Genomic DNA, 18,924 nt, shown 5'->3' with positions numbered 1-18,924 from the left:
GTCCAGGGATGACGCGCCGCGTCCTGTTCATCTGCAGCCAGAACCGCCTGCGCAGCCCCACGGCCGAGCAGGTGTTCGCCGACTGGCCCGGCATCGAAACCGCCTCGGCCGGGCTCAAGCCCGATGCCGACGTGCCGGTCAGCCCGGAACTGCTGCAATGGGCCGACCTGATCGTGGTGATGGAGCGCGCCCACCGCAGCCGTCTGTCCAGCCGGTTCCGCCGGTGGCTGGGTGGCAAGCGCATCGTCTGCCTGGATATTGCCGACGATTACGATTTCATGGCACCTGCGCTGGTGGAACTGCTGGAGCGCAAGGTACCGCCGCTGCTGCGCTGAGGCGGCGCCGTCGGGAGCCGGCCAGCGGCCGGCACTACAATGTGCGGCATTCCCTTGGCGCAGGCTTCCCCCATGACCGATTCGCTGCTGCACATCACCGTCAAATTGAACGCCAGGCTGCAGCCTGAGCATCGCCATGAGCTGTTCGAGGATCCGCTCGATGCATTGCTGGAAAGCGCCAAACTCGGCCAGCTCACCGGCGGCGGCACGGCGTTGTCCGATGAGGGCGAAGTGGAGTACGGCGATATCGAGATCGCGCTGAACGATCCGGCCTCGCTGCCGGCGGTGGTCGAGCTGCTGGAGCAGCTGGGTGCACCCAAGGGTTCGCTGATCCAGCGCGACGGCGCGCCCGACCAGGCGTTCGGCGTCACCGAGGGCCTGGCGTTGTACTTGAATGGCACCGACCTGCCCGATGAGGTCTACGAGCAGTGCGATTCGAACTACGTGTTCGAGCAGATCGTGGCCCGCATCGAAGGCGTGGGCGAAGTCTGCAGCTGGTGGCAAGGCCCCAGCGAGACCGCGCTGTACCTGTACGGCGTGTCGTTCGACACGCTGAAGGAGCGCATCGCCGAACTGGTTGCGACCTACCCGTTGTGCCAGGACGCGCGCGTGGTGCGCACCGCCTGACAGTGGGCCGGCCAGCGCCCGGCCATTGACTGCAGGCAGTCAGGTGGCACGCAGTGCCAGCGCTGGCTGCCCACTCGGCGCCCAAACGCCCCCGACTCATCCGCACCGGCCCGGCACTCATCCCGGATTTCGGCGGCTTCGTCGCGTGGTGCTTGTGGCGCCCCGGCGCGGCGCCCAGAGTCTGGCGCTGTCTGCTGGGAGCGCATACATGAACAAGGGAATTCCGTACCTGCTGGCCGTCCTGTCCACGCTGACCGTGTCGGCGGGCTGGATGGCGCCGGTGCTGGCCCTGTTCCACCGTGCCTATGCCTGCCTGGATGCCGGCGGCGGCCTGGATCTGTTGCACCTGCGCTGCGAGCCCCGGCCCACCGGCCTGTGCGCGCTGCTCGGGGCCTGGCCGTTCTGGATGACGGCGGCCGCCACCGCGTTGGTGGTGGTCCTGGCGGTGCGCCTGCCGCAGCGGCGCCGGCGGGTGAGCGTGGCCTGAGCGTCCGGCCGGGCACCGCTTACGCCGGAGGTGGCGGCCAAGGCATGATCGGGGGCCGCAACGAGGAACCGCCATGGCGTTGAGCGAAAAGGAAAAGATGCTGTCCGGCCAGCCGTACCGGCCGGGCGATCCGCAGCTGCAGGCCGAGATGGCCGCGGCGAAGGCCTGGATGGTGCGCTACAACGCCGCCCTGGCCGAGTCCCCCGCGGTGCGCCACGCGCTGCTGCGCGAGCGGCTGGGCGCGGTGGGCGAAGGCGCGGTGGTCCGTCCGCCGTTCCATTGCGACTACGGCAGCCACATCCATCTGGGCGAGGGCGTGTTCCTCAACTACAACTGCGTCATTCTCGACGTGGCCGAGGTCCGTATCGGCGCGGGCAGCCAGATCGGGCCGGCGGTGCAGATCTATGCCGCCGACCACCCGCGCGATGCGCAGGCGCGGGCGGCCGGGCTGGAATCGGCGCGGCCGGTGCGGATCGGGCGCAATGTGTGGATCGGTGGCGGGGCGATCGTGCTGCCCGGGGTGGAGATCGGCGACGGCGCCGTGGTGGGGGCCGGCAGCGTGGTCACCGGCGATGTTGCGGCCGGGGCCACGGTAGTGGGCAACCCGGCGCGGGTGGTTGCCGCACGCCGACCGCCGGAAGTTTGATCTGGCTCAAGGCGCGCCGTGCACGCCGGGTGTGCAATGGTGGCCCTTCCTTCTTCCACCGCTGAGGAGCCCGCCATGTACAAGCGCATCCTGATTGCCACCGATGGCTCGGAGCTGGCCGAGAAGGGCCTGCGCAAGGGCCTGGAACTGGCCAAGGACCTGGACGCCGAGGTCGATATCGTGACCGTGTCCGAGCCATGGGCGGTGGGCATGTACGACGCCATGGGCTGGAGCGTGGGCTATATGAACAGCCCCGAGTACAAGGCCGACCGCGAAGAAACCGCGCAGAAGGTGCTGGCCCCGGCCCAGGCCATCGCCCAGGCGCAGGGGCTGCGGGCCAACGTAGTGCACGTGCTGGACCGCTACGCCGCCGACGGCATCATCGACACCGCCACCGAGCGCGCCAGCGACCTGATCGTGATGACCTCGCACGGCCGCCGCGGGGTCACCCGGGTGCTGCTGGGCAGCCAGACCGCCGAGGTCCTGGCGCGCAGCACGGTGCCGGTGCTGGTCATCCGCTGACGAGCTGGTGCCGGCCGTTGGCCGGCTCCGCTTGGAATGGGCGGTGCGGGGAGCCGGCCGGCGGCCGGCACTATCGGATTGCGCGCCCGGCGTCAGTCGCGCAGCTTCAGCGTCTGCGACTCATCCAGGCTGCCATTGGGTTGCACCACCACGTAGCGTTCGCCGCTGCGGTCGAACAGGACCGGCACCGGGTCGCGGAACAGCGGGCGGCGCACGAAGCGCAGCTTCCAGCCGAAGTGCTCCAGGGTTTCCACGGCCTGGCGCTGCTCGGCGGTGAGGCCGGCGCGCAGGCGTGCGTCGTCGGGGGACTGGCGGCGTTCGGGCGTATTCATGTCGGTGCAACAAGCGGGCGGTCGAGTGCGGGCATCGTTGCAAGCGGCGTGCCGGCCGGGCTCACCAGCTGTACAACTTCCAGTACACCGGCGACACGCCGTCCTTGTCGTTGTCCATGCGCCCATCGCCGTTGCGGTCGTACATGTAGTACGGCGCGCCGCGCGACGGGGTCACCTTGACCATGCGCAACTGGCCGCCCACCCGGTATTCCTCGAGGGTATCGCCGTTGGCCAGCGTCTTGCGCAACACATCGGCACCGCTGACGTCCACGGGCGGGGAGCCTGCGCCTCCGGTGGTGGCGCAACCGGCCAATGCAAGCAGGCCAACCAGCAACAGGGTCTTCATGGGCCGAGGGTCCTTGGACGGGGGAGCCCCGATTATGCCCCACCCACCGTGAGCCGCGTGCCTTCGGCGGCCGGCACCGGGCGCGTAGAATCGTCGCATGAGCCGATTAGTCCTGATTGACGGGTCCAGTTACCTGTACCGCGCGTTCCACGCGCTTCCGCCGCTGACCAATGCCCAGGGCGAGCCCACCGGCGCGCTGTTTGGCGTGGTCAACATGCTGCGCGCCACGCTGAAGGAACGCCCGGCGTTCATCGCGTTCGTGGTCGATGCGCCCGGCAAGACCTTCCGCGACGACCTGTACGCCGATTACAAGGCCAACCGCCCGCCGATGCCCGACGACCTGCGCCCGCAGGTCGAGCCGATGTGCCGCATCGTCGAAGCCCTGGGCCTGACCATCCTGCGCATCCCCGGCGTGGAAGCCGACGATGTGATCGGCACATTGGCCCTGCAGGGCCAGCGCGACGGCCTGCAGGTGACCATTTCCACCGGCGACAAGGACTTCGCCCAGCTGGTCCGGCCGGGCATCGAACTGGTCAACACCATGACCGGCAGCCGCATGGATTCGGATGCGGCGGTGATGGACAAGTTCGGCGTACGCGCCGACCAGATCGTCGACCTGCTGGCGCTGATGGGCGACACCGTGGACAACGTGCCCGGCGTGGACAAGTGCGGCCCCAAGACGGCGGCCAAATGGCTGGCCGAATACCAGAGCCTGGATGGGGTGATGGCCGCCGCGCCGGCGATGAAGGGCAAGATCGGCGAAAACCTGCGCGCGGCGCTGGAGCGCCTGCCGTTGAACCGCGACCTGGTCACCATCCGCACCGATGTGCCGCTGGAGGCCAGCCCGCGCACGCTGGGCCTGCGCGACCCGGACGTGCCCACCCTGAGCGAGCTGTACCTGCGCTACGGCTTCACCCAGGCGCTGAAGGAACTGGGCGGCCCGGTGCCCGCGCCGGCCGACGCCAGCGATGCGCCGGTGAGCCTGCGCGGCACCGCCGCCGGCTACGCGCGCGCTGCGCCGGACCAGGCCGCCGCCCCGGTCGATGCGGCCCTGTCGGCCGCCGGTGAGTACGAGACCGTGCTGACCACCGAGCAGCTCGATGCCTGGGTGCAGCGCGCCGCCGCCGCCGAGCTGATCGCCTTCGATACCGAGACCGACGCGCTCGATGCGATGCGCGCCAACCTGGTCGGTATCAGCCTGGCGGTCGAGCCCGGCCGCGCCGCCTATATCCCGGTCGGCCACAACTATCCCGGCGCGCCGGCGCAGCTGCCGCTGCAGCAGGTGCTGGACGCACTGCGCCCGATCCTGCAGGACCGGCACAAGAAGAAACTCGGCCAGCACGGCAAGTACGACCTGCACGTGCTGCGCCGGCATGGCGTGGACGTGCAGGGCTACCACGACGACACCATGCTGGAGAGCTTCGTGCTCAACTCCACCGCCACCCGCCACGACATGGATTCGCTGGCGATGCGCTACCTGGGCTACAACACGATCAAGTTCGAGGACGTGGCCGGCAAGGGCGCCAAGCAGATTTCGTTCTCGCAGGTGGGCCTGGACGAAGCCGGCCGCTACGCCGCCGAAGACGCCGACATCACCCTGCGCCTGCACCGCGTGCTGCAGCCGCAGCTGCGGGACATCCCGGCGCTGGAGCGGGTTTATCGCGACATCGAGATGCCGCTGGTCCCGGTGCTGGCGCGGATCGAGGCCAATGGCGTGCACATCGACATGACCGAGCTGCGCCGGCAGAGCCAGGACCTGGCCGTGCGCATGCTGGCCGCCCAGCAGAAGGCCACCGAGCTGGCCGGGCGAACCTTCAACCTGGATTCGCCCAAGCAGCTGCAGGCGGTGCTGTTCGACGAACTGAAGCTGCCGGCGCTGGTCAAGACCCCCAAGGGCCAGCCCAGTACCAATGAAGAGGCGCTGGAGGCGATCGCCGAGCAGCACGAGCTGCCGCGGGTGATCCTGGAATACCGCGGCCTGGCCAAGCTGCGCAGCACCTACACCGACAAGCTGCCGGAGATGGTCAACCCGGCCACCGGCCGGGTCCATACCAGCTACCACCAGTCCGGCGCGGCCACCGGCCGGTTGTCCTCGTCGGACCCGAACCTGCAGAACATCCCGATCCGCACCGAGGACGGCCGCCGCATCCGCCGCGCCTTCGTGGCCCCGCCGGGCTGCCGGATCCTGGCCTGCGACTACTCGCAGATCGAACTGCGGATCATGGCCCACCTGTCCGAAGACCCGGGCCTGGTGCGCGCCTTCGAGCTCGGCGTGGACGTGCACCGCGCCACGGCGGCGGAGGTGTTCGGGCGCGCGCTGGACCAGGTCACCCCGAATGAGCGCCGCGCCGCCAAGGCGATCAACTTCGGCCTGATGTACGGCATGAGCGCGTTCGGGCTGGCCCGCAACCTGGGCATCGACCGTGGCCAGGCCCAGGATTACGTGGCGCTGTACTTCAGCCGTTACCCGGGCGTGCGCGATTTCATGGAGCGCATGCGCCAGCAGGCCCGCGACCACGGCTATGTGGAAACCCTGGAAGGCCGCCGGCTGTACCTGAACGACATTCACGCCCGCAACCAGGGCCTGCGTGCCGGCGCCGAGCGCGCCGCGATCAACGCCCCGATGCAGGGCACCGCGGCGGACATCATCAAGCGCGCGATGGTCAAGGTGGATGACTGGCTGCAGGGCCAGAACGGCCAGGCGCGGATGATCATGCAGGTACACGATGAACTCGTTTTCGAAACCGAAAGTTCGTTCCTGGATACCTTGCGTTTGAAGGTGGTGGAACTGATGTCGTCTTCAGCCCAGTTACGCGTGCCGTTGGTCGTCGATGCCGGGGTCGGCGATAACTGGGACGAGGCGCACTGAGACGTCAATCACGGTGAAACTGCTGAATTCGTTCACTCTGTCCGCAAAAACTGACTGTTGGATGAATGTTTCCCGTGGTAAGGGAGGCTTAATTGGGCCCCTTCACGAACTATCAATGTTCGGGGTGCTTTTATAGACCTCGACAGGCGCAATGCCTGTTGTGGATCTCTCCCATCCCCTGGAGCAGATCTCGGAACGGGGGCTCCTCCCCAAGCGCCCGTTCCCCGGCCCCGCTGACCTCCCCCTGGTCGGCGGGGCTTTTTATTTGGGCGGCCACAAATACCCCCATGGCTCGGTCCGCATCATCCCGGATGTTGCCGCCACCTCCACCGCCCCGCATGCTGTGGCCTGAACCGGGGAGAACGTGATGAGCGACCTGTTTACGCTGGCCATGCCGTGGTGGGAGTTCATCCTGCGCGCGGTGGTGGTGTATGCGGTGGTGCTGGGCATGGTGCGGCTGTCGGGCAAGCGCGCGCTGGGCCAGATCACCGCGTTCGACGTGCTGCTGATCGTGCTGCTCGGCAACGCGGTGCAGAACGCCCTGCTGGGCCAGGACACCTCGCTGGGCGGCGGGTTGCTGCTGGCGGCCACGCTGATCTGCATCAACTACGGCGTGGGCTGGCTGACCACGCGCAGCCGCCGCATCGAAGCCCTGGTCGAAGGCGAGCCGGTCCTGATCGCGCGCGACGGCACGCTGCTCGATTCGGTGCTCAAACGCGAACTGGTCACCCAGGCCGACTTCGCCGCGGCGCTGCGCCAGCAGGGCTGCCTGGATGTGAGCGAGGTGGCGATGGCGTTGCTGGAGATCAACGGCCACATCACCATCGTGCCGCGTAGATCCACGCCAGGCGTGGATGGGGAAAACAACCTTCCCAGCGCCCCGTAGATCCACGCCATGCGTGGATGACGTTCACCGATACCGCCGGCCACGCACGGCGTGGCGCTATACCCAGTCGCGCGGCACCAGGTAGTCGGCCAGCCGCGCTTCGTCGCTGCCGGCCTCGGGCTGGAACCCGTATTCCCAGCGCACCCGCGGCGGCAGGCTCATCAGGATGCTCTCGCTGCGCCCGCCGCTCTGCAGGCCGAACAGCGTGCCGCGGTCGTAGACCAGGTTGAACTCCACGTAGCGGCCGCGCCGGTACAGCTGGAACTCGCGCTCGCGCTCGCCATAGGGCATGGCCTTGCGGCGTTCCACGATCGGCAGGTAGGCGTCCAGGAAACCATCGCCGACCGCCCGCAGGTAGGCGAAATCTTGCTCGAAATCGCCGTGCAGGTCATCGAAGAACAGCCCGCCCACGCCGCGCGTTTCATTGCGATGGCGCAGGAAGAAATACTCATCGCACCACCGCTTGTGCGCCGGATAGCGTTCGGCGCCGAACGGCGCGCACAGATCGTGCGCGACCTGGTGCCAGTGCTGGACATCCTCATCGACCGGATAGAACGGGGTCAGGTCGAAGCCGCCGCCGAACCAAGAGGCCACTTCCACGCCGTCGCGCTCGGCGCGGAAGTAACGCACGTTGGCATGGGTGGTCGGCAGGTAGGGGTTGGCCGGGTGGAACACCAGCGACACCCCGGTGGCGCGCCACGAGGCGCCGGCCAGCTCGGGCCGGTTGGCCGACGCCGACGGCGGCAGGCGGGTGCCGGCCACGTCGGAGAAGCCGATGCCGGCCTGTTCGAACACCGCGCCATCGCGCAGGATCCGGGTGCGGCCGCCACCGCCCTCGGCCCGCTGCCAGATATCTTCGGCAAACCGGGCCTGGCCGTCGGCCGCCTCGATGGCCGCACAGATGCGGTCCTGCAGGTCGGTCAGGTAGCTGCGTACGCGCTCGAATTCGTTCATGGCGCGTACTTTACCGCAGGCGCGGGGGGCGCTTGTGCGAGCGCGTTGCACAGCAGGCGAGCAGTGGCGCCCTGCGTCACTCCTGTTCGTCGCCGCATTCGTCCTGGGCGTCTTGCAGGGCTCGCCGCAACGCCCGGACCACGCCCATCAGCGTCCGGTTGTGAGTGGCCGGCAGGTCGCAGGCAACCCCTTTTCCTCCACGGCCCTTGGCCATTACCGCGTGCATGACCTCGGTTGGCATTACCCGCTTGTGCGCCGCAACCGCCGCAACCGCTGCAGCCGGTCAGCGCGGGGCAGGCGCCGCCGGTGCCTGGCGGTCGTCGGCATCGCGCTGCGCACAGGCCTGCGGATCGTTGCCGGGGCTGCAGGCCAGCTGCAGTGCCGCGCGCGCCGCCGGCAGCCGCCCGGCGGTGCGCAGCGCCAGCGCCACGGCGGTGCAGAAGGTGCCGCTGGGCTGCTGGCGGCACAGCGCCTCCACCTCGTCCAGCTGCGCAGCGGGCAGGAGCGGTTCCTTCGGCATCTCCCGGGTGATCGAAAACGCCTTGCCGACCGCCTGCACCCGGTCCTTGTCGTCAGCCGCGCGGCAGGCGTCGGCATCGAAGGCGGCGTTGTCCTGCTGGCATACCGGAGGAACGCTGGACGGTATCGTGGGGTCGGCCATCACCTTGGCGATCACCCAGGCGCTGCGTGCGTCGCTGCGGTAGTCCTCGATCAACCGGTTGCAGGCGACCGGGATGCCCTGTGCGCACCATTGCCGCCAGCTGTCCGCGCCGGCCCAGACCATCTGGCCCATGCAGGTGGTGATATCGGCCCGGCAGCTGCCGGGCGCGAACGTCGGCGGCGGCTGGCAGGCGGCCTCGTCCTCGAGCGCGTAGTGCGCGTCGTCGTCGTTGAGGTAACGGCCGTCGGCGCTGACCGACAGCGTCGAGGTCCTGCCGCTGGCCAGGTTGGCGGCCAGCAGCTGGTCGCCATCGTGCTGCAGGTGGTACGGCTCGGCGGCCTGGCCGGCCAGCTCGAGCCGGGCCTGCGCGCTGCTTTCCACCCGCAGCACGGCGCCGCTGTCGGCGTCCTTGAAGGTGCCGCAGCGCAGCGACTGGGCAGCGGCCGGCAGGCTCAGGGTGGCCAGCACGGCCAAGGCAACGCAGCGCCAGCGGCGCAGGCGGCGGGGGAAAACAGCAGGCGTCACGGGGGTCAGTCCTTGCATACAGCGGAAAACAGGGGTCAGCGGCCGAACCAGGCCTGCACATCGGCGCGCAGCAGGCGCACCACCAGCCAGCCATGCAGGCCGGCAAAGGTCAGCGCGGTCAGGACCGACATGCCGGTGTACAGGATGCGGTGCATCAGCAGTTCGTGCTTGAGCCGGCGCAGCTCGGTGCCATCCATGTACGCCGTCAGGTCGGGGTCGTCGAGATGGGCGGTCAGGTAGGCGATGCCGTGCGCGAAGGCCTCATCGACCAGCCAGGCGCCGGCGAAGTTGAGCAGGGCGGTCACCACCAGCACCACGATGAACAGCCACAGCGCCCAGCGTTGGCGGTACAGCATGCCCCAGCTGGCGGCGACGCCGGCCACGCAGATGGCCAGCATCCACAGGCTGGTGGCCACCACGTGGTGGCCCAGCCAGCGCAGCGAGGGCGACAGCCATTCCAGCGGTGCATCACCCAGCAGGTCCTGCAGCCAGACGGCCTGGCGCAGCGGTACCGCCAGCGCGGCCAGCAATGCCCAGGACAAGGCCGAAACGATGCAGACCACCAGCACCGACAGCAGCATCGGCGAGAGGAATCTGGGCGCCACCTGCGCTGCGGTCGAGGCGGCGGCCGTGGGCAGTTGCGGGGGAAGTGATGACATCCGGTGTCCTGGTTGGGGTGGGCGCCAGGCGTCAGCCTGCCGCCACCGCGAGCGCGGCCGCCGGCAGGATATGGTCTGCGCTCAAGGCTGCCAAGCGCCGCCCGTGCGGCGGCTGCAGCGGTACCCAGGCCAGCTCGGCGATTTCGGCCTGTGGCCGTGGCGTGCCGTGCACCCGCACCAGCCAGGCGTGGGCGTGTACCCGGCGGCCGGGTTCGTGCACCGCCCAGGCCTGGAAACGCCCGAGCGGCAACGCACTGGCGGTATCCAGCCGTACCCCCAGCTCCTCCTGCAGCTCACGGGCCAGGGCCTGCAGGGGCGCCTCGCCCGGTTCGGGCTTGCCGCCGGGCTGGATGAAGTGGTCCGTGCCCTGTTTGCGCACCACCAGCACCCGGCCGGTGCTGTCGCAGATGACCGCGGCGACGATCTCGATCGGCGCCGCGGCCGGACTCACTTCAGGTTCTCTTCGAACAGCTTGAGGATGCGCTTGTACTGGTCCAGCCAGGAATCGGGGCGCACATAGCCATGGCGTTCCAGCGGGTAGGGCGCGATGGTCCAGTTGTCCTTGTGCAGTTCGATCAGCTTCTGGGTCAGGTTGACCGAGTCCTGGAAGAACACGTTGTCGTCCATCATGCCGTGCGCGATCAGCAGGTGGTCCTGCAGGCCGTCGGCGTACTCGATCGGCGAGGATTTGCGGTAGGCCTCCGGGTCGATATCCGGGGTGTTGAGGATGTTGGCGGTGTAGCCGTGGTTGTACTGGTGCCAGTCCACCACCGGGCGCAGCGCGGCACCGGCCTTGAACGTGCCCGGTGAACGGAACAGCGCCATGAAGGTCATGAAGCCGCCGTAGGAACCGCCATAGATGCCGGCGTGGTCGCGGTCGCCCTGCTGGTTCTGGACCAGCCAGTCCAGGCCGTCCTTGTAGTCTTCCAGTTCCGGGTGGCCCATGTTGCGGTAGATCGCCGTGCGCCAGTTGCGGCCATAGCCCTCGCTGCCGCGGTAATCCATGTCCAGCACGATGTAGCCCTTCTGCACCAGCAGGTTGTGGAACATTTGCTCGCGGAAGTAGGCCGGGTAACGCTGGTGCACGTTCTGCAGGTAGCCGGCGCCGTGCACGAACATGGCGATCGGGTACTGCTTGCCCGGTTCGGGGTTTTCCGGGCCGTAGTACTTGGCCCAGACCACGCCGGCCCCGTGCCTGGACGGCACCTGCACCAGCTTGGGCTGGATCCACTGGCGCGCCTTGAACGCGGCGCTGCGGGTGTCGGTGAGGACCTTGGCCTGGCCACCGCCGGTGGGCACCACCGCCAGCTGCGCCGGCAGGTAGGCGCCGGAATAGCGCACCAGCAGCTGCTGGCCGTCCGGCGACAGCGAGAAGTCTTCCACGCCGTTGAGCGCGGTCAGCTCACGCACCTGCTTGCTGGCGTTGTCGACCGCGCAGACTTCGTAGTCGCCCGGGCTCTGCTGGTTGCACAGGAAGTAGAAGCCGCGGCCGTCGGCGCTGGGTACCGGCATCGAGGTTTCCCAGTTGCCGCCGGTCAGTGCCTGCGGCTTGGCCGTGCCCTGCTGGGTGTACAGGTGCGAATAGCCCGATTCTTCGGACAGCAGCCACAGCGTGCGGTTGTCGCTGGACCAGCCGAAATCGTTGAAGCTCCAGTTGATCCACGCGTTGTCGGTGAGGCGGTGGCGGTTTTCCAGCTTGCCGCCGGCCGCGCTGACGCTGGCGATCCAGCGGTCCTTGTTGTCGTTGGCGCGCAGCATGACCGCCGCGTGCTGGCCATCGGCGCTCCAGCGGATGCCCGGCGCGCCGGGGCCGCCGAGGACCTCCAGCGGACGGTTGCCCTTCAGCGCGTCCTTGCCGGCCGCCTTGCGCAGCGCGGCCAGCGGATCGCTGCCGATACCCGGCAGGCCGTCCAGCGACAGCGGCTTGACCGTGCCGGCCTGCGCATCGACCAGCCACAGCGCGTGCGGCTCGGGGTCGTTGCGGCCCACGCGGGTGCGGGTGTCCTCGAATTCCTCGTAACCCGATTCGGTCACGTACTTGGGCATCTTGCCGCCGCGGCCTTCATCGAAGCTCTTCGGCTTGGTGACCACGATCAGGGTGCGGGCATCCGGCGACAGCACGCTGTCGACGATCTCCACCTCGGCGCCCAGGTACACCGGGCCCGGCGCGCGGGTGCCGTCGGCGCGGCGCCAGCTGGCTTCCTGCGCCTTGAGCGCCTCGCGCTGGGCGCGGTCGTTGCGCAGCGTGGCCAGGGTGCGCAGCTGCTGGTCGCGCAGCACGTCCGGCTTGGGCGCATCGTCGGGGTTCTTCTCGGCCTTCAGGCTGGCCACCTGCCGCACGCCGGCGGCCGCGGTCCAATGGAACCAGTTCTGTCCGGTGCGCCAGATCACCCCGCCATCGCGGGCGAAATTGACCGCGCCGGACTTTTCGGTGCTGCGGGTGAGCTGGGTCAGCGCGCCGCTGCGCAGGTCGCGCAGGAATACATCGCCATTGCGCACGAACACGCTGCGCTGGCGCGCGCTGTCATACACCGGGCTGTCCACGTCCAGGCTGCCGCGCTGGTCGTCGGCGACCTGGGCCGCCACGCCACCGTTGACCGGCTGGCGGAAGGTGTCGCGGATCGGGCTGCCGGCGCGCTTGAGCTGGTACTCCACCTGCTGGCTGTTCCACGACCACCAGGCGCTCTCGACCGGCGGGCCGATCCAGTCCGGGTCGGCCATGGCCTGCTCGATGGTGATCGGCGTCGGTGCCGCATGGGCGGCGCCGCCGAGGGTGGCGAGCAACAGCAGGGACAAGGGCAGCGTTCTGGGCATTGCGGGCGGTACCGTAGTGGAAAACCCGGCAAGCGTAGCAGCCGCAAGGGCTGCGGGAAGGGGCCACAGGTCATGGGCGTGGCCCCTTCCTGCGCAAGGCAAGCGGGGGTCGGTGGGTCGGGCGCTGGGGTCCCATACCCTTTCCGGCGACGCCTCCGGCGTCGGCCTGCGGCCGCCCCCTCACCCTTTACTTCGCCTCCAAGGGTATGGGACCCCAGCGCCCGACCCACCGACCAGCGCCAAAAAGCCTTGGCTTCCCCCTGCTTACCGCAAGTCGAGCCCCGTAGCGGCCGGTAGGCTCCTGGGCAAAGTAAAGGAGGAGGCCGCAACGCGGCCGGGGGACATTTGCACCAGGGGCCTACCGGCCGCTGCGGGGCCCTCACGCTCGCGGTAGCCCTGGGCGAAGGCCCACGCCCACTGAATCACCCACCAACTCAGGACCGGCCATACCTGCGACAAAGTGAAGCAGCGCGTCACCGGGTCGCATGTGCCTTTAACCAATACAAGCCCAAACTGGTGCGGATTCCAGAAACCTGCCGGAGGCGTCACGTGGACGCGTTGTTGTTGTCGCGGATCCAGTTCGGGTTCGTCATCAGTTTCCATGTGCTGTTCCCGGCCTTCACCATCGGCACGGCCAGCTGGCTGGCCTTCGTGGAGTCGCGCTGGCTGCGTACCGGCAACCCGATCTGGCGCGAGCTGTATTTCTTCTGGCAGAAGATCTTCGCGGTGTCCTTCGGCATGGGCGTGGTCAGCGGCATCGTCATGGCCTTCCAGTTCGGCACCAACTGGCCGCGCCTGAGCGAGGTGGCCGGCAGCGTGATCGGCCCGCTGCTCACCTACGAGGTGCTGACCGCGTTCTTCCTGGAAGCCAGTTTCCTGGGGGTGATGATGTTCGGCTGGGGCCGGGTGTCGCCGCGCCTGCATTTCTTCTCCACCTGCATGGTGGCGCTGGGCACGCTGTTCTCCACGTTCTGGATCCTGTCCTCCAACAGCTGGCTGCACACCCCGGCCGGCTACGCCATGGTCGACGGCATCGTGCACCCGCAGGACTGGTGGCAGGTGGTGTTCAACCCGTCCTTCCCCTATCGCCTGGCGCATATGGCGCTGGGCTCGTTCATCACTACGTGTTTCGTGATCGGCGGCGTGGGTGCCTGGTACCTGCGCCGGGGCACGCATGTGGAAGCCGGGCGCACCATGCTGCTGGCGGCGGTGGCGTTTGCCGCACTGACGGTACCGGTGCAGATCTTCGTGGGCGACATGCACGGGCTGAACACGCTCAAGCACCAGCCGATGAAGATCGCGGCGATGGAAGCGCACTGGCATTCGGCTGCGGAAGGCGAGGGCGTGCCGCTGGTGGTGTTCGCGCTGCCCAATGAAAAGGCCGAGCGCAACGACTATGAAATCGCCATCCCGCGCCTGGGCAGCCTGATCCTGACCCATTCGCTGGATGGCACGTTCGCGCCGCTGACCTCGGTGGCGGCCAGCGAACGGCCGCCGGTGGTGCCGGTGTTCTTCGCGTTCCGGATCATGGTCGGGCTGGGCACGCTGATGCTGTTGCTGGCCTGGGTGTCGGCCTTCCAGTGGTGGCGCGGCCGGCTGCTGCAGTCGCGCTGGCTGGTCACCGGCTGGAACTGGATGCTGCCCAGCGGCTTCATCGCGCTGCTGTCGGGCTGGTTCGTCACCGAAATGGGGCGCCAGCCGTGGGTGGTCTACGGCGTACTGCGCACCGCCGATGCGGTGGGCCCGCAGAGCGCCTGGATGACGGCGTTGTCGCTGGCGGTCTATGTGGTCGGCTACGCCTTCGTGTTCGGCTGGGGCGTCTGGTACCTGGTCAAGATCATCCGCAGCGGGCCCAGGCCGCATGAACCGGCGCCGGCGCTGGAGGCTGGCAGCCACACCCCGGCGCGGCCGCTGTCGGCGGCCGACGAACCGCTGGAGGAGCGCTGAGATGGAGATGACGACCTGGCTGCCGGTGGCATGGTTTGCGGTGATCGGCTTTGGCGTGCTGATGTACGTGGTGCTCGATGGGTTCGTGCTGGGCATCGGCATCCTGGCGCCGATGGCCGAGGACGAGCAACAGCTGGACATCATGATGAACACCGCCGCGCCGATCTGGGATGGCAACGAAACCTGGCTGGTGCTCGGCGGTGCGGGCCTGATGGCGGCCTTCCCCAAGGCCTATGCGGCCCTGTTGTCGGCGCTGTACCTGCCGGTGCTGCTGCTGGTGGTGGCGCTGGTGTTCCGCGGGGTGGCGTTCGAGTTCCGCTTCAAGGCGCACCGTTCGCGCCGGCTGTGGAGCGTGGCCTTCGGGCTGGGGTCGCTGTTGGCCGCCTTTGCCCAGGGGGTGATCCTGGGCGCGCTGGTGGAGGGGCTGCAGGTGGTCGACGGCCGCTATGTGGGCGGTGCGTTCAGCTGGTTCAGCCCGTTCTCGATGCTGACCGGTGCGGCGGTGGTGTTCGGCTATGCGCTGCTGGGCAGCACCTGGCTGATCCTCAAGACCGAGGGCCGCGAGCAGGTGATGGCGCGCACGCTGACCCGGCCGCTGGTGGTGGCGGTGATCGTGTTCATGGGCCTGGTCAGCACCTGGCTGCCGTTCCTGGATTCGCGGTTGATGGCGCGCTGGTTCAGCGATGGCAACTTCTGGTGGCTGTCGCCGGTGCCGCTGCTGACCCTGGGCGTGGCGGTGGCGCTGTGGCGCAGCGTGATGCACCCGCGCCGCGACCTGCCGCCGTTCCTGTTGACCCTGGCGCTGTTCGTGCTGGGCTTCATCGGGCTGGTGCTGGGCATGTGGCCGTACCTGCTGCCGCCAAGCATGACGCTGTGGCAGGCAGCCGCGCCGGCCTCGTCGCTGGGCTTCAGTCTGGTCGGGCTGGTGGTGCTGCTGCCGGTGATCCTGGGCTATACGGCGTGGTCGTACCGGGTGTTCCGGGGGAAGGTGCGGGCTGATGTGGGATATCACTGAGGGTCGCACTTCAGCCAGCAGACACGCTTGGTTGCGGTTGCTTCAGCCGTGCAGTCCTTCAATTTCCACCAGCAATTCGGCCCGGCACACTTCGGCGTGCAGCACCACGAAGGCCGGGGCGCCGGGCAGGGCGCGCATCTGTGCGGCGATCGCCGGCATGTCCTCGGCGCGGCGCACGTAGACCTTCAGCAGCGAGGTGTCGCCCAGCGTGGGTGCCAGCGACGGGCGCTGGCGGCGCGCGGTGTCCACCAGGCTCTGCAGGTTGGTCAGGGTCTCGGCCAGTTGTTCCTGCAGCGAACCGGTGTGCTGCGAGGCGTGGCCGACGATCGCCGCGGTGCCCGACTGCAATAGGGGCAGGCCGGTGGCCGGCGGCGGCAGCAGCGCGCGGGCGAAACTGGGCGACTGCGGCCCGTACTGGCGCGGGTAGCGGAACGCGCTGACCTGGCGCGGGTTCTCCAGCGGCAGCCCGGGTTCGCGCGCGGCCAGCCAGTACACCTGCAGGCGGCGGTCGCCGTCGAAGCGGCCGATGCAGGTCGCCGCCGGCAGCGCGGCCTCGTCCAGCGCGCGCAACCCTTGCACCCGGCCGACGCAGAAGCGGCGATAGCGCTCCTGGTCGCCGTCGCCTTCGGTCACCGCATCCAGGTAGTTCCAGGTGCGCAGCAGGTGCGGAAAGCCGCAGCGGGTCAGGAAACCACTCATTCTTTCGTAGGCCTCTGCCGCGGCAGTGGCGATATCGCCGTCGACCTCACTGATTTCGATCGCCCCGAACAGCACGCTGTCGGTATGCGACCAGCGCACTCCTTCGCTGTTGCCATGTTGCACCGGGCCGGCGCCGCGCCAGATTTCGATCTGGTCCGGGCCGTGCACGGCCAGCGGGATCTGCAGCCAGCGCGGGTCGTCGCCGCCGGCCCGGCGTGCGCCGAAACCGAACACCGCCAGGGTGCGCGGGTCGGCCAGGGCGGCATCGCGCTGCGCGGCCGGGGCGTAGCAGGCGCTGAACAACGCAGGGCCGGACGAGGGGAAAGCGACCTCCATGGCCGGTACGTTGTCGATGGTGCTGCTCATTTCAGATTGTGAATGCTGCCGGTGCCGAGGGTGTCATGATAGCGTGCGCTCCTTTTCACGGCGTCCCCATGGGCGCCGGACGATGTCCAAGACAGGTGCGGGTCGGCTGGAATGGGGGGGCCGGCCCGTGTCGCCATCCGGCTCGTGTCCTTTCTGGTGCCCATCACTATGTTGGCGTGAATGATCGAGTTCTCTGTTGTGGATTGGTCGGCCTGGGCACCGGGCCTGACCACGAAATCGGATTGGCAGGCCTGGGCGCAGGCCCCCACGCTGCCCAGCGGCGGCGACACCCCGGCGTTGTCGGAGGTGCCGGCGATGCAGCGGCGCCGGATCGAGCGGCTGGGGCGCATGGCCATCCAGGCCGCGTGCTGGTGCGAGCAGCCCGATGACGGCGGCCAGGTCCCGCTGGTGTTCGCTTCCCGCCACGGCGACGTGGCGCGGTCGATGGAGCTGCTGGACACCCTGGGCACCGACAACAGCATGTCGCCGACCGCGTTTGGCCTGTCGGTGCACAACGCGGTGGCCGCGCTGTACTCGATCGCCCGCGGCCACCACGGCAACTACCTGGCCCTGGCCGCCGGCCGGGCCACGGTCGAGGCCGCCTGCGTGGAAGCCTTCGGCCTGCTCGCCGACGGTGCCCCGGAGGTACGCGTGATCGTGTACGAATCGCCACTGCCGCCGGTCTACGCCGACTTTGCCGACGAGCCGGACCCTTACTACGCCTGGTGCTGGCGCCTGGCCGCGGCCGACCGGCCCGGTACCCGGCTGTCGCTGGGCTGGGGCGCGGCCACCGCCGACAGTGCCGCGGGGAGCCTGCCGCATGGCCTGGACGTGCTGCGCTTCCTGCTCGCCGAAGACCCCTCGCTGGCGCTGGCCAGCGACGGCCAGCAGTGGAACTGGCAGCGCCATGGCTGAGCGCTGGACAGCCCGGCTCGACCACGCCTGGCGGCTGCTCGGCACTGCCATCTGCTTTGCCGTGTTCGGCATCGGCGGGCTGCTGCTGGGCGGGCTGCTGTTGCCGCTGCTGTTGCTGGTCGGCGACCCGGCCCGGCGGCGCCGGCTGGCGCGCCGGCTGGTCCAGTTCAGTTTCGCCAGCCATGTCGCGCTGATGCGCCGGCTGGGGGTGATGACCTACGAGATCCGCGGCGGCGAACGCCTGCAGCGCAACGGCCTGCTGATCCTGGCCAACCATCCCACCCTGATCGACGTGGTGCTGCTGATCGCCCAGCTGCCCAATGCCGACTGCGTGGTCAAGCAGGCCGTGGCCTGCAACCCGTTCATGCGCGGCCCGGTCCGGGCCGCCGGCTATGTGTCCAACGACGACGGGGCCGGGCTGATCGACGACTGCATCGCCGCCGTCCACGCCGGCGGCAACCTGGTGATCTTCCCCGAGGGCACCCGCACCGTGCCCGGCCAGCCGCTGCGGCTGCAGCGCGGGGCGGCCAACATCGCCGTGCGCGGCCGGCTGGACATCACCCCGGTACGGATCACCTGTACCCCGCCTACCCTGACCAAGGGCCAGAAATGGTATCGTGTGCCATCACGGCGTTTTCACGTTCAGCTGGAAGTCGGGGAAGATCTCCCGATCGCCCCCTTCCTGGCGGGAGCCGACGATACGCCCAGGGGGGATGCCTTGGCGGCGCGGCGCGTGACCGATCATCTTGCCCATTACTTTGACTTCGCTGGAGAACCGAGCCGTGCAGGCACTTGAGCACGAGATCAAGGAATTGATCATTTCATCGCTTTCACTGGAAGACATCACTCCCGAAGACATCGACCCGGCTGCGCCCTTGTTCGTCGAGGGGCTGGGGCTGGACTCGATTGACGCACTTGAACTTGGTTTGGCCCTGCAGAAAAAGTACGGTGTCAGCCTGTCTGCGGATTCGGAAGAGACCCGTCGCCATTTTTCCAGCGTGCGTGCCCTGAGCGAGTTCGTCGCTGCACGTCAGCCGTCGTAACGGCGTCAGGATTTGCCATGACCAAGACCGAACTTTTCGAGCGTATCGTCAAGATCCTCAACGACAGCTTTGAGATCGAGCCGGCCCGCATCACGCCCGAGGCGCGCCTGTACGACGACCTGGACATCGACAGCATCGATGCGGTCGACCTGATCGTGCAGCTCAAGCCGCTGCTCGGCCGCAACCTGCAGCCGGAGGCGTTCAAGTCGGTGCGCACCGTGCAGGACATCGTCGATGTCGTGCATGGGCTGTTGCCCGGGCAAGCGGCCGCCTGAC

General features: G+C 68.7%; 22 protein-coding genes. 13 read left to right on the top strand and 9 right to left on the bottom strand.

Going from position 1 to position 18,924, the window contains the following annotated elements:
• Window positions 1-8: 8 nt before the first annotated feature.
• The 5 genes from AC3ITM_RS18685 to AC3ITM_RS18665 all read left to right on the top strand — a co-directional run bounded on the left by AC3ITM_RS18685 (window position 9) and on the right by AC3ITM_RS18665 (window position 2,617).
• Window positions 9-335 carry a low molecular weight protein tyrosine phosphatase family protein gene (locus AC3ITM_RS18685; protein WP_489267207.1) on the top strand — a complete coding sequence of 109 codons (327 nt, stop codon included), beginning with the start codon at window positions 9-11 and terminating at the stop codon, window positions 333-335.
• 72 nt (window positions 336-407) lie between these two features.
• Window positions 408-962 carry a hypothetical protein gene (locus AC3ITM_RS18680; protein ID WP_489267205.1) on the top strand — a complete coding sequence of 185 codons (555 nt, stop codon included), beginning with the start codon at window positions 408-410 and terminating at the stop codon, window positions 960-962.
• A 208-nt stretch (window positions 963-1,170) separates the two neighbouring features.
• Window positions 1,171-1,449, top strand: a complete 279-nt coding sequence (locus AC3ITM_RS18675) for a hypothetical protein (RefSeq protein WP_489267203.1) — start codon at window positions 1,171-1,173, stop codon at window positions 1,447-1,449.
• A gap of 73 nt (window positions 1,450-1,522) precedes the next feature.
• Window positions 1,523-2,095 carry a sugar O-acetyltransferase gene (locus tag AC3ITM_RS18670; protein WP_489267201.1) on the top strand — a complete coding sequence of 191 codons (573 nt, stop codon included), beginning with the start codon at window positions 1,523-1,525 and terminating at the stop codon, window positions 2,093-2,095.
• 75 nt (window positions 2,096-2,170) lie between these two features.
• Entirely contained in the window at window positions 2,171-2,617 is a 447-nt protein-coding gene (locus tag AC3ITM_RS18665; RefSeq protein WP_489267199.1) for a universal stress protein, read from the top strand.
• Between the two features lie 92 nt (window positions 2,618-2,709).
• On the opposite strand, the gene AC3ITM_RS18660 is transcribed toward AC3ITM_RS18665, so the two are convergent.
• Together AC3ITM_RS18660 and AC3ITM_RS18655 are read right to left on the bottom strand one after the other, a co-directional pair.
• Window positions 2,710-2,949, bottom strand: coding sequence for a hypothetical protein (locus tag AC3ITM_RS18660; RefSeq protein ID WP_489267197.1), 240 nt, complete (start codon window positions 2,947-2,949; stop codon window positions 2,710-2,712).
• A 61-nt stretch (window positions 2,950-3,010) separates the two neighbouring features.
• Entirely contained in the window at window positions 3,011-3,295 is a 285-nt protein-coding gene (locus AC3ITM_RS18655; RefSeq protein ID WP_489267195.1) for a DUF2782 domain-containing protein, read from the bottom strand.
• Window positions 3,296-3,392: 97 nt separating this feature from the next.
• Here AC3ITM_RS18655 and polA point away from each other — a divergent pair, with 97 nt between their 5' ends.
• Window positions 3,393-6,164, top strand: a complete 2,772-nt coding sequence (gene polA, locus AC3ITM_RS18650; protein ID WP_489267193.1) for a DNA polymerase I — start codon at window positions 3,393-3,395, stop codon at window positions 6,162-6,164.
• A gap of 367 nt (window positions 6,165-6,531) precedes the next feature.
• Window positions 6,532-7,050, top strand: coding sequence for a DUF421 domain-containing protein (locus tag AC3ITM_RS18645; RefSeq protein WP_489267191.1), 519 nt, complete (start codon window positions 6,532-6,534; stop codon window positions 7,048-7,050).
• A 57-nt stretch (window positions 7,051-7,107) separates the two neighbouring features.
• Here AC3ITM_RS18645 and hemF read toward each other — a convergent pair whose 3' ends face one another.
• The 6 genes from hemF to AC3ITM_RS18615 all read right to left on the bottom strand — a co-directional run bounded on the left by hemF (window position 7,108) and on the right by AC3ITM_RS18615 (window position 12,663).
• Window positions 7,108-8,004 carry an oxygen-dependent coproporphyrinogen oxidase gene (gene hemF, locus AC3ITM_RS18640; RefSeq protein ID WP_489267190.1) on the bottom strand — a complete coding sequence of 299 codons (897 nt, stop codon included), beginning with the start codon at window positions 8,002-8,004 and terminating at the stop codon, window positions 7,108-7,110.
• Between the two features lie 76 nt (window positions 8,005-8,080).
• Window positions 8,081-8,245, bottom strand: coding sequence for a hypothetical protein (locus AC3ITM_RS18635; protein ID WP_489267188.1), 165 nt, complete (start codon window positions 8,243-8,245; stop codon window positions 8,081-8,083).
• A gap of 42 nt (window positions 8,246-8,287) precedes the next feature.
• Window positions 8,288-9,190, bottom strand: a complete 903-nt coding sequence (locus AC3ITM_RS18630; RefSeq protein ID WP_489267186.1) for a hypothetical protein — start codon at window positions 9,188-9,190, stop codon at window positions 8,288-8,290.
• Window positions 9,191-9,225: 35 nt separating this feature from the next.
• The gene (locus AC3ITM_RS18625; protein WP_489267184.1) at window positions 9,226-9,849 is read right to left on the bottom strand and encodes a hypothetical protein; all 624 of its coding nucleotides are present in this window, start codon (window positions 9,847-9,849) and stop codon (window positions 9,226-9,228) included.
• 31 nt (window positions 9,850-9,880) lie between these two features.
• A complete protein-coding gene (locus AC3ITM_RS18620; RefSeq protein WP_489267182.1) occupies window positions 9,881-10,300 on the bottom strand; it encodes an NUDIX hydrolase in 420 nt (139 codons plus the stop codon).
• Entirely contained in the window at window positions 10,297-12,663 is a 2,367-nt protein-coding gene (locus tag AC3ITM_RS18615) for a S9 family peptidase (protein ID WP_489267180.1), read from the bottom strand. Before AC3ITM_RS18615 ends, AC3ITM_RS18620 begins: the two co-directional genes overlap by 4 nt.
• Window positions 12,664-13,212: 549 nt before the next feature.
• Between AC3ITM_RS18615 and AC3ITM_RS18610 the strand changes: the two genes are divergently transcribed.
• Both AC3ITM_RS18610 and cydB read left to right on the top strand, forming a co-directional pair.
• Window positions 13,213-14,610: a cytochrome ubiquinol oxidase subunit I gene (locus AC3ITM_RS18610; protein WP_489267178.1), complete on the top strand. Its 1,398-nt coding sequence runs from the start codon at window positions 13,213-13,215 to the stop codon at window positions 14,608-14,610.
• A gap of 1 nt (window position 14,611) precedes the next feature.
• Window positions 14,612-15,625, top strand: a complete 1,014-nt coding sequence (cydB, locus tag AC3ITM_RS18605) for a cytochrome d ubiquinol oxidase subunit II (protein WP_489267177.1) — start codon at window positions 14,612-14,614, stop codon at window positions 15,623-15,625.
• A 42-nt stretch (window positions 15,626-15,667) separates the two neighbouring features.
• On the opposite strand, the gene AC3ITM_RS18600 is transcribed toward cydB, so the two are convergent.
• On the bottom strand, window positions 15,668-16,660 hold the full coding sequence (locus AC3ITM_RS18600; RefSeq protein WP_489270138.1) for a chorismate transformation FkbO/Hyg5 family protein: 993 nt from the start codon (window positions 16,658-16,660) through the stop codon (window positions 15,668-15,670).
• Between the two features lie 210 nt (window positions 16,661-16,870).
• Here AC3ITM_RS18600 and AC3ITM_RS18595 point away from each other — a divergent pair, with 210 nt between their 5' ends.
• The 4 genes from AC3ITM_RS18595 to AC3ITM_RS18580 are packed head-to-tail and all read left to right on the top strand — an operon-like array spanning window position 16,871 to window position 18,923.
• The gene (locus tag AC3ITM_RS18595; protein ID WP_489267175.1) at window positions 16,871-17,605 is read left to right on the top strand and encodes a beta-ketoacyl synthase chain length factor; all 735 of its coding nucleotides are present in this window, start codon (window positions 16,871-16,873) and stop codon (window positions 17,603-17,605) included.
• Window positions 17,598-18,401: a lysophospholipid acyltransferase family protein gene (locus AC3ITM_RS18590; RefSeq protein WP_489267173.1), complete on the top strand. Its 804-nt coding sequence runs from the start codon at window positions 17,598-17,600 to the stop codon at window positions 18,399-18,401. The genes AC3ITM_RS18595 and AC3ITM_RS18590 overlap by 8 nt, the downstream gene beginning before the upstream one ends.
• Window positions 18,388-18,648, top strand: coding sequence for a phosphopantetheine-binding protein (locus tag AC3ITM_RS18585; protein WP_228886160.1), 261 nt, complete (start codon window positions 18,388-18,390; stop codon window positions 18,646-18,648). Before AC3ITM_RS18590 ends, AC3ITM_RS18585 begins: the two co-directional genes overlap by 14 nt.
• A gap of 17 nt (window positions 18,649-18,665) precedes the next feature.
• Window positions 18,666-18,923, top strand: coding sequence for an acyl carrier protein (locus AC3ITM_RS18580; RefSeq protein WP_489267171.1), 258 nt, complete (start codon window positions 18,666-18,668; stop codon window positions 18,921-18,923).
• Window position 18,924 lies beyond the last annotated feature (1 nt).

This window comes from Stenotrophomonas sp. KH_029 (assembly GCF_057839765.1).
Note: the sequence above shows the minus strand (reverse complement) of the source record. Positions and strands in the feature narration are given on the sequence as shown.

Coding starts and splice junctions, on each gene's coding strand:
- AC3ITM_RS18665 (WP_489267199.1), top strand. CDS start 2,171: ATGTACAAGCGCATCCTGATTGCCACCGATGGCTCGGAGCTGGCCGAG.
- AC3ITM_RS18660 (WP_489267197.1), bottom strand. CDS start 2,949: ATGAATACGCCCGAACGCCGCCAGTCCCCCGACGACGCACGCCTGCGC.
- hemF (WP_489267190.1), bottom strand. CDS start 8,004: ATGAACGAATTCGAGCGCGTACGCAGCTACCTGACCGACCTGCAGGAC.
- AC3ITM_RS18600 (WP_489270138.1), bottom strand. CDS start 16,660: ATGGAGGTCGCTTTCCCCTCGTCCGGCCCTGCGTTGTTCAGCGCCTGC.
- AC3ITM_RS18670 (WP_489267201.1), top strand. CDS start 1,523: ATGGCGTTGAGCGAAAAGGAAAAGATGCTGTCCGGCCAGCCGTACCGG.
- AC3ITM_RS18615 (WP_489267180.1), bottom strand. CDS start 12,663: ATGCCCAGAACGCTGCCCTTGTCCCTGCTGTTGCTCGCCACCCTCGGC.
- polA (WP_489267193.1), top strand. CDS start 3,393: ATGAGCCGATTAGTCCTGATTGACGGGTCCAGTTACCTGTACCGCGCG.
- cydB (WP_489267177.1), top strand. CDS start 14,612: ATGGAGATGACGACCTGGCTGCCGGTGGCATGGTTTGCGGTGATCGGC.
- AC3ITM_RS18625 (WP_489267184.1), bottom strand. CDS start 9,849: ATGTCATCACTTCCCCCGCAACTGCCCACGGCCGCCGCCTCGACCGCA.
- AC3ITM_RS18645 (WP_489267191.1), top strand. CDS start 6,532: ATGAGCGACCTGTTTACGCTGGCCATGCCGTGGTGGGAGTTCATCCTG.
- AC3ITM_RS18635 (WP_489267188.1), bottom strand. CDS start 8,245: ATGCCAACCGAGGTCATGCACGCGGTAATGGCCAAGGGCCGTGGAGGA.
- AC3ITM_RS18685 (WP_489267207.1), top strand. CDS start 9: ATGACGCGCCGCGTCCTGTTCATCTGCAGCCAGAACCGCCTGCGCAGC.
- AC3ITM_RS18655 (WP_489267195.1), bottom strand. CDS start 3,295: ATGAAGACCCTGTTGCTGGTTGGCCTGCTTGCATTGGCCGGTTGCGCC.
- AC3ITM_RS18680 (WP_489267205.1), top strand. CDS start 408: ATGACCGATTCGCTGCTGCACATCACCGTCAAATTGAACGCCAGGCTG.
- AC3ITM_RS18590 (WP_489267173.1), top strand. CDS start 17,598: ATGGCTGAGCGCTGGACAGCCCGGCTCGACCACGCCTGGCGGCTGCTC.
- AC3ITM_RS18675 (WP_489267203.1), top strand. CDS start 1,171: ATGAACAAGGGAATTCCGTACCTGCTGGCCGTCCTGTCCACGCTGACC.
- AC3ITM_RS18595 (WP_489267175.1), top strand. CDS start 16,871: ATGATCGAGTTCTCTGTTGTGGATTGGTCGGCCTGGGCACCGGGCCTG.
- AC3ITM_RS18580 (WP_489267171.1), top strand. CDS start 18,666: ATGACCAAGACCGAACTTTTCGAGCGTATCGTCAAGATCCTCAACGAC.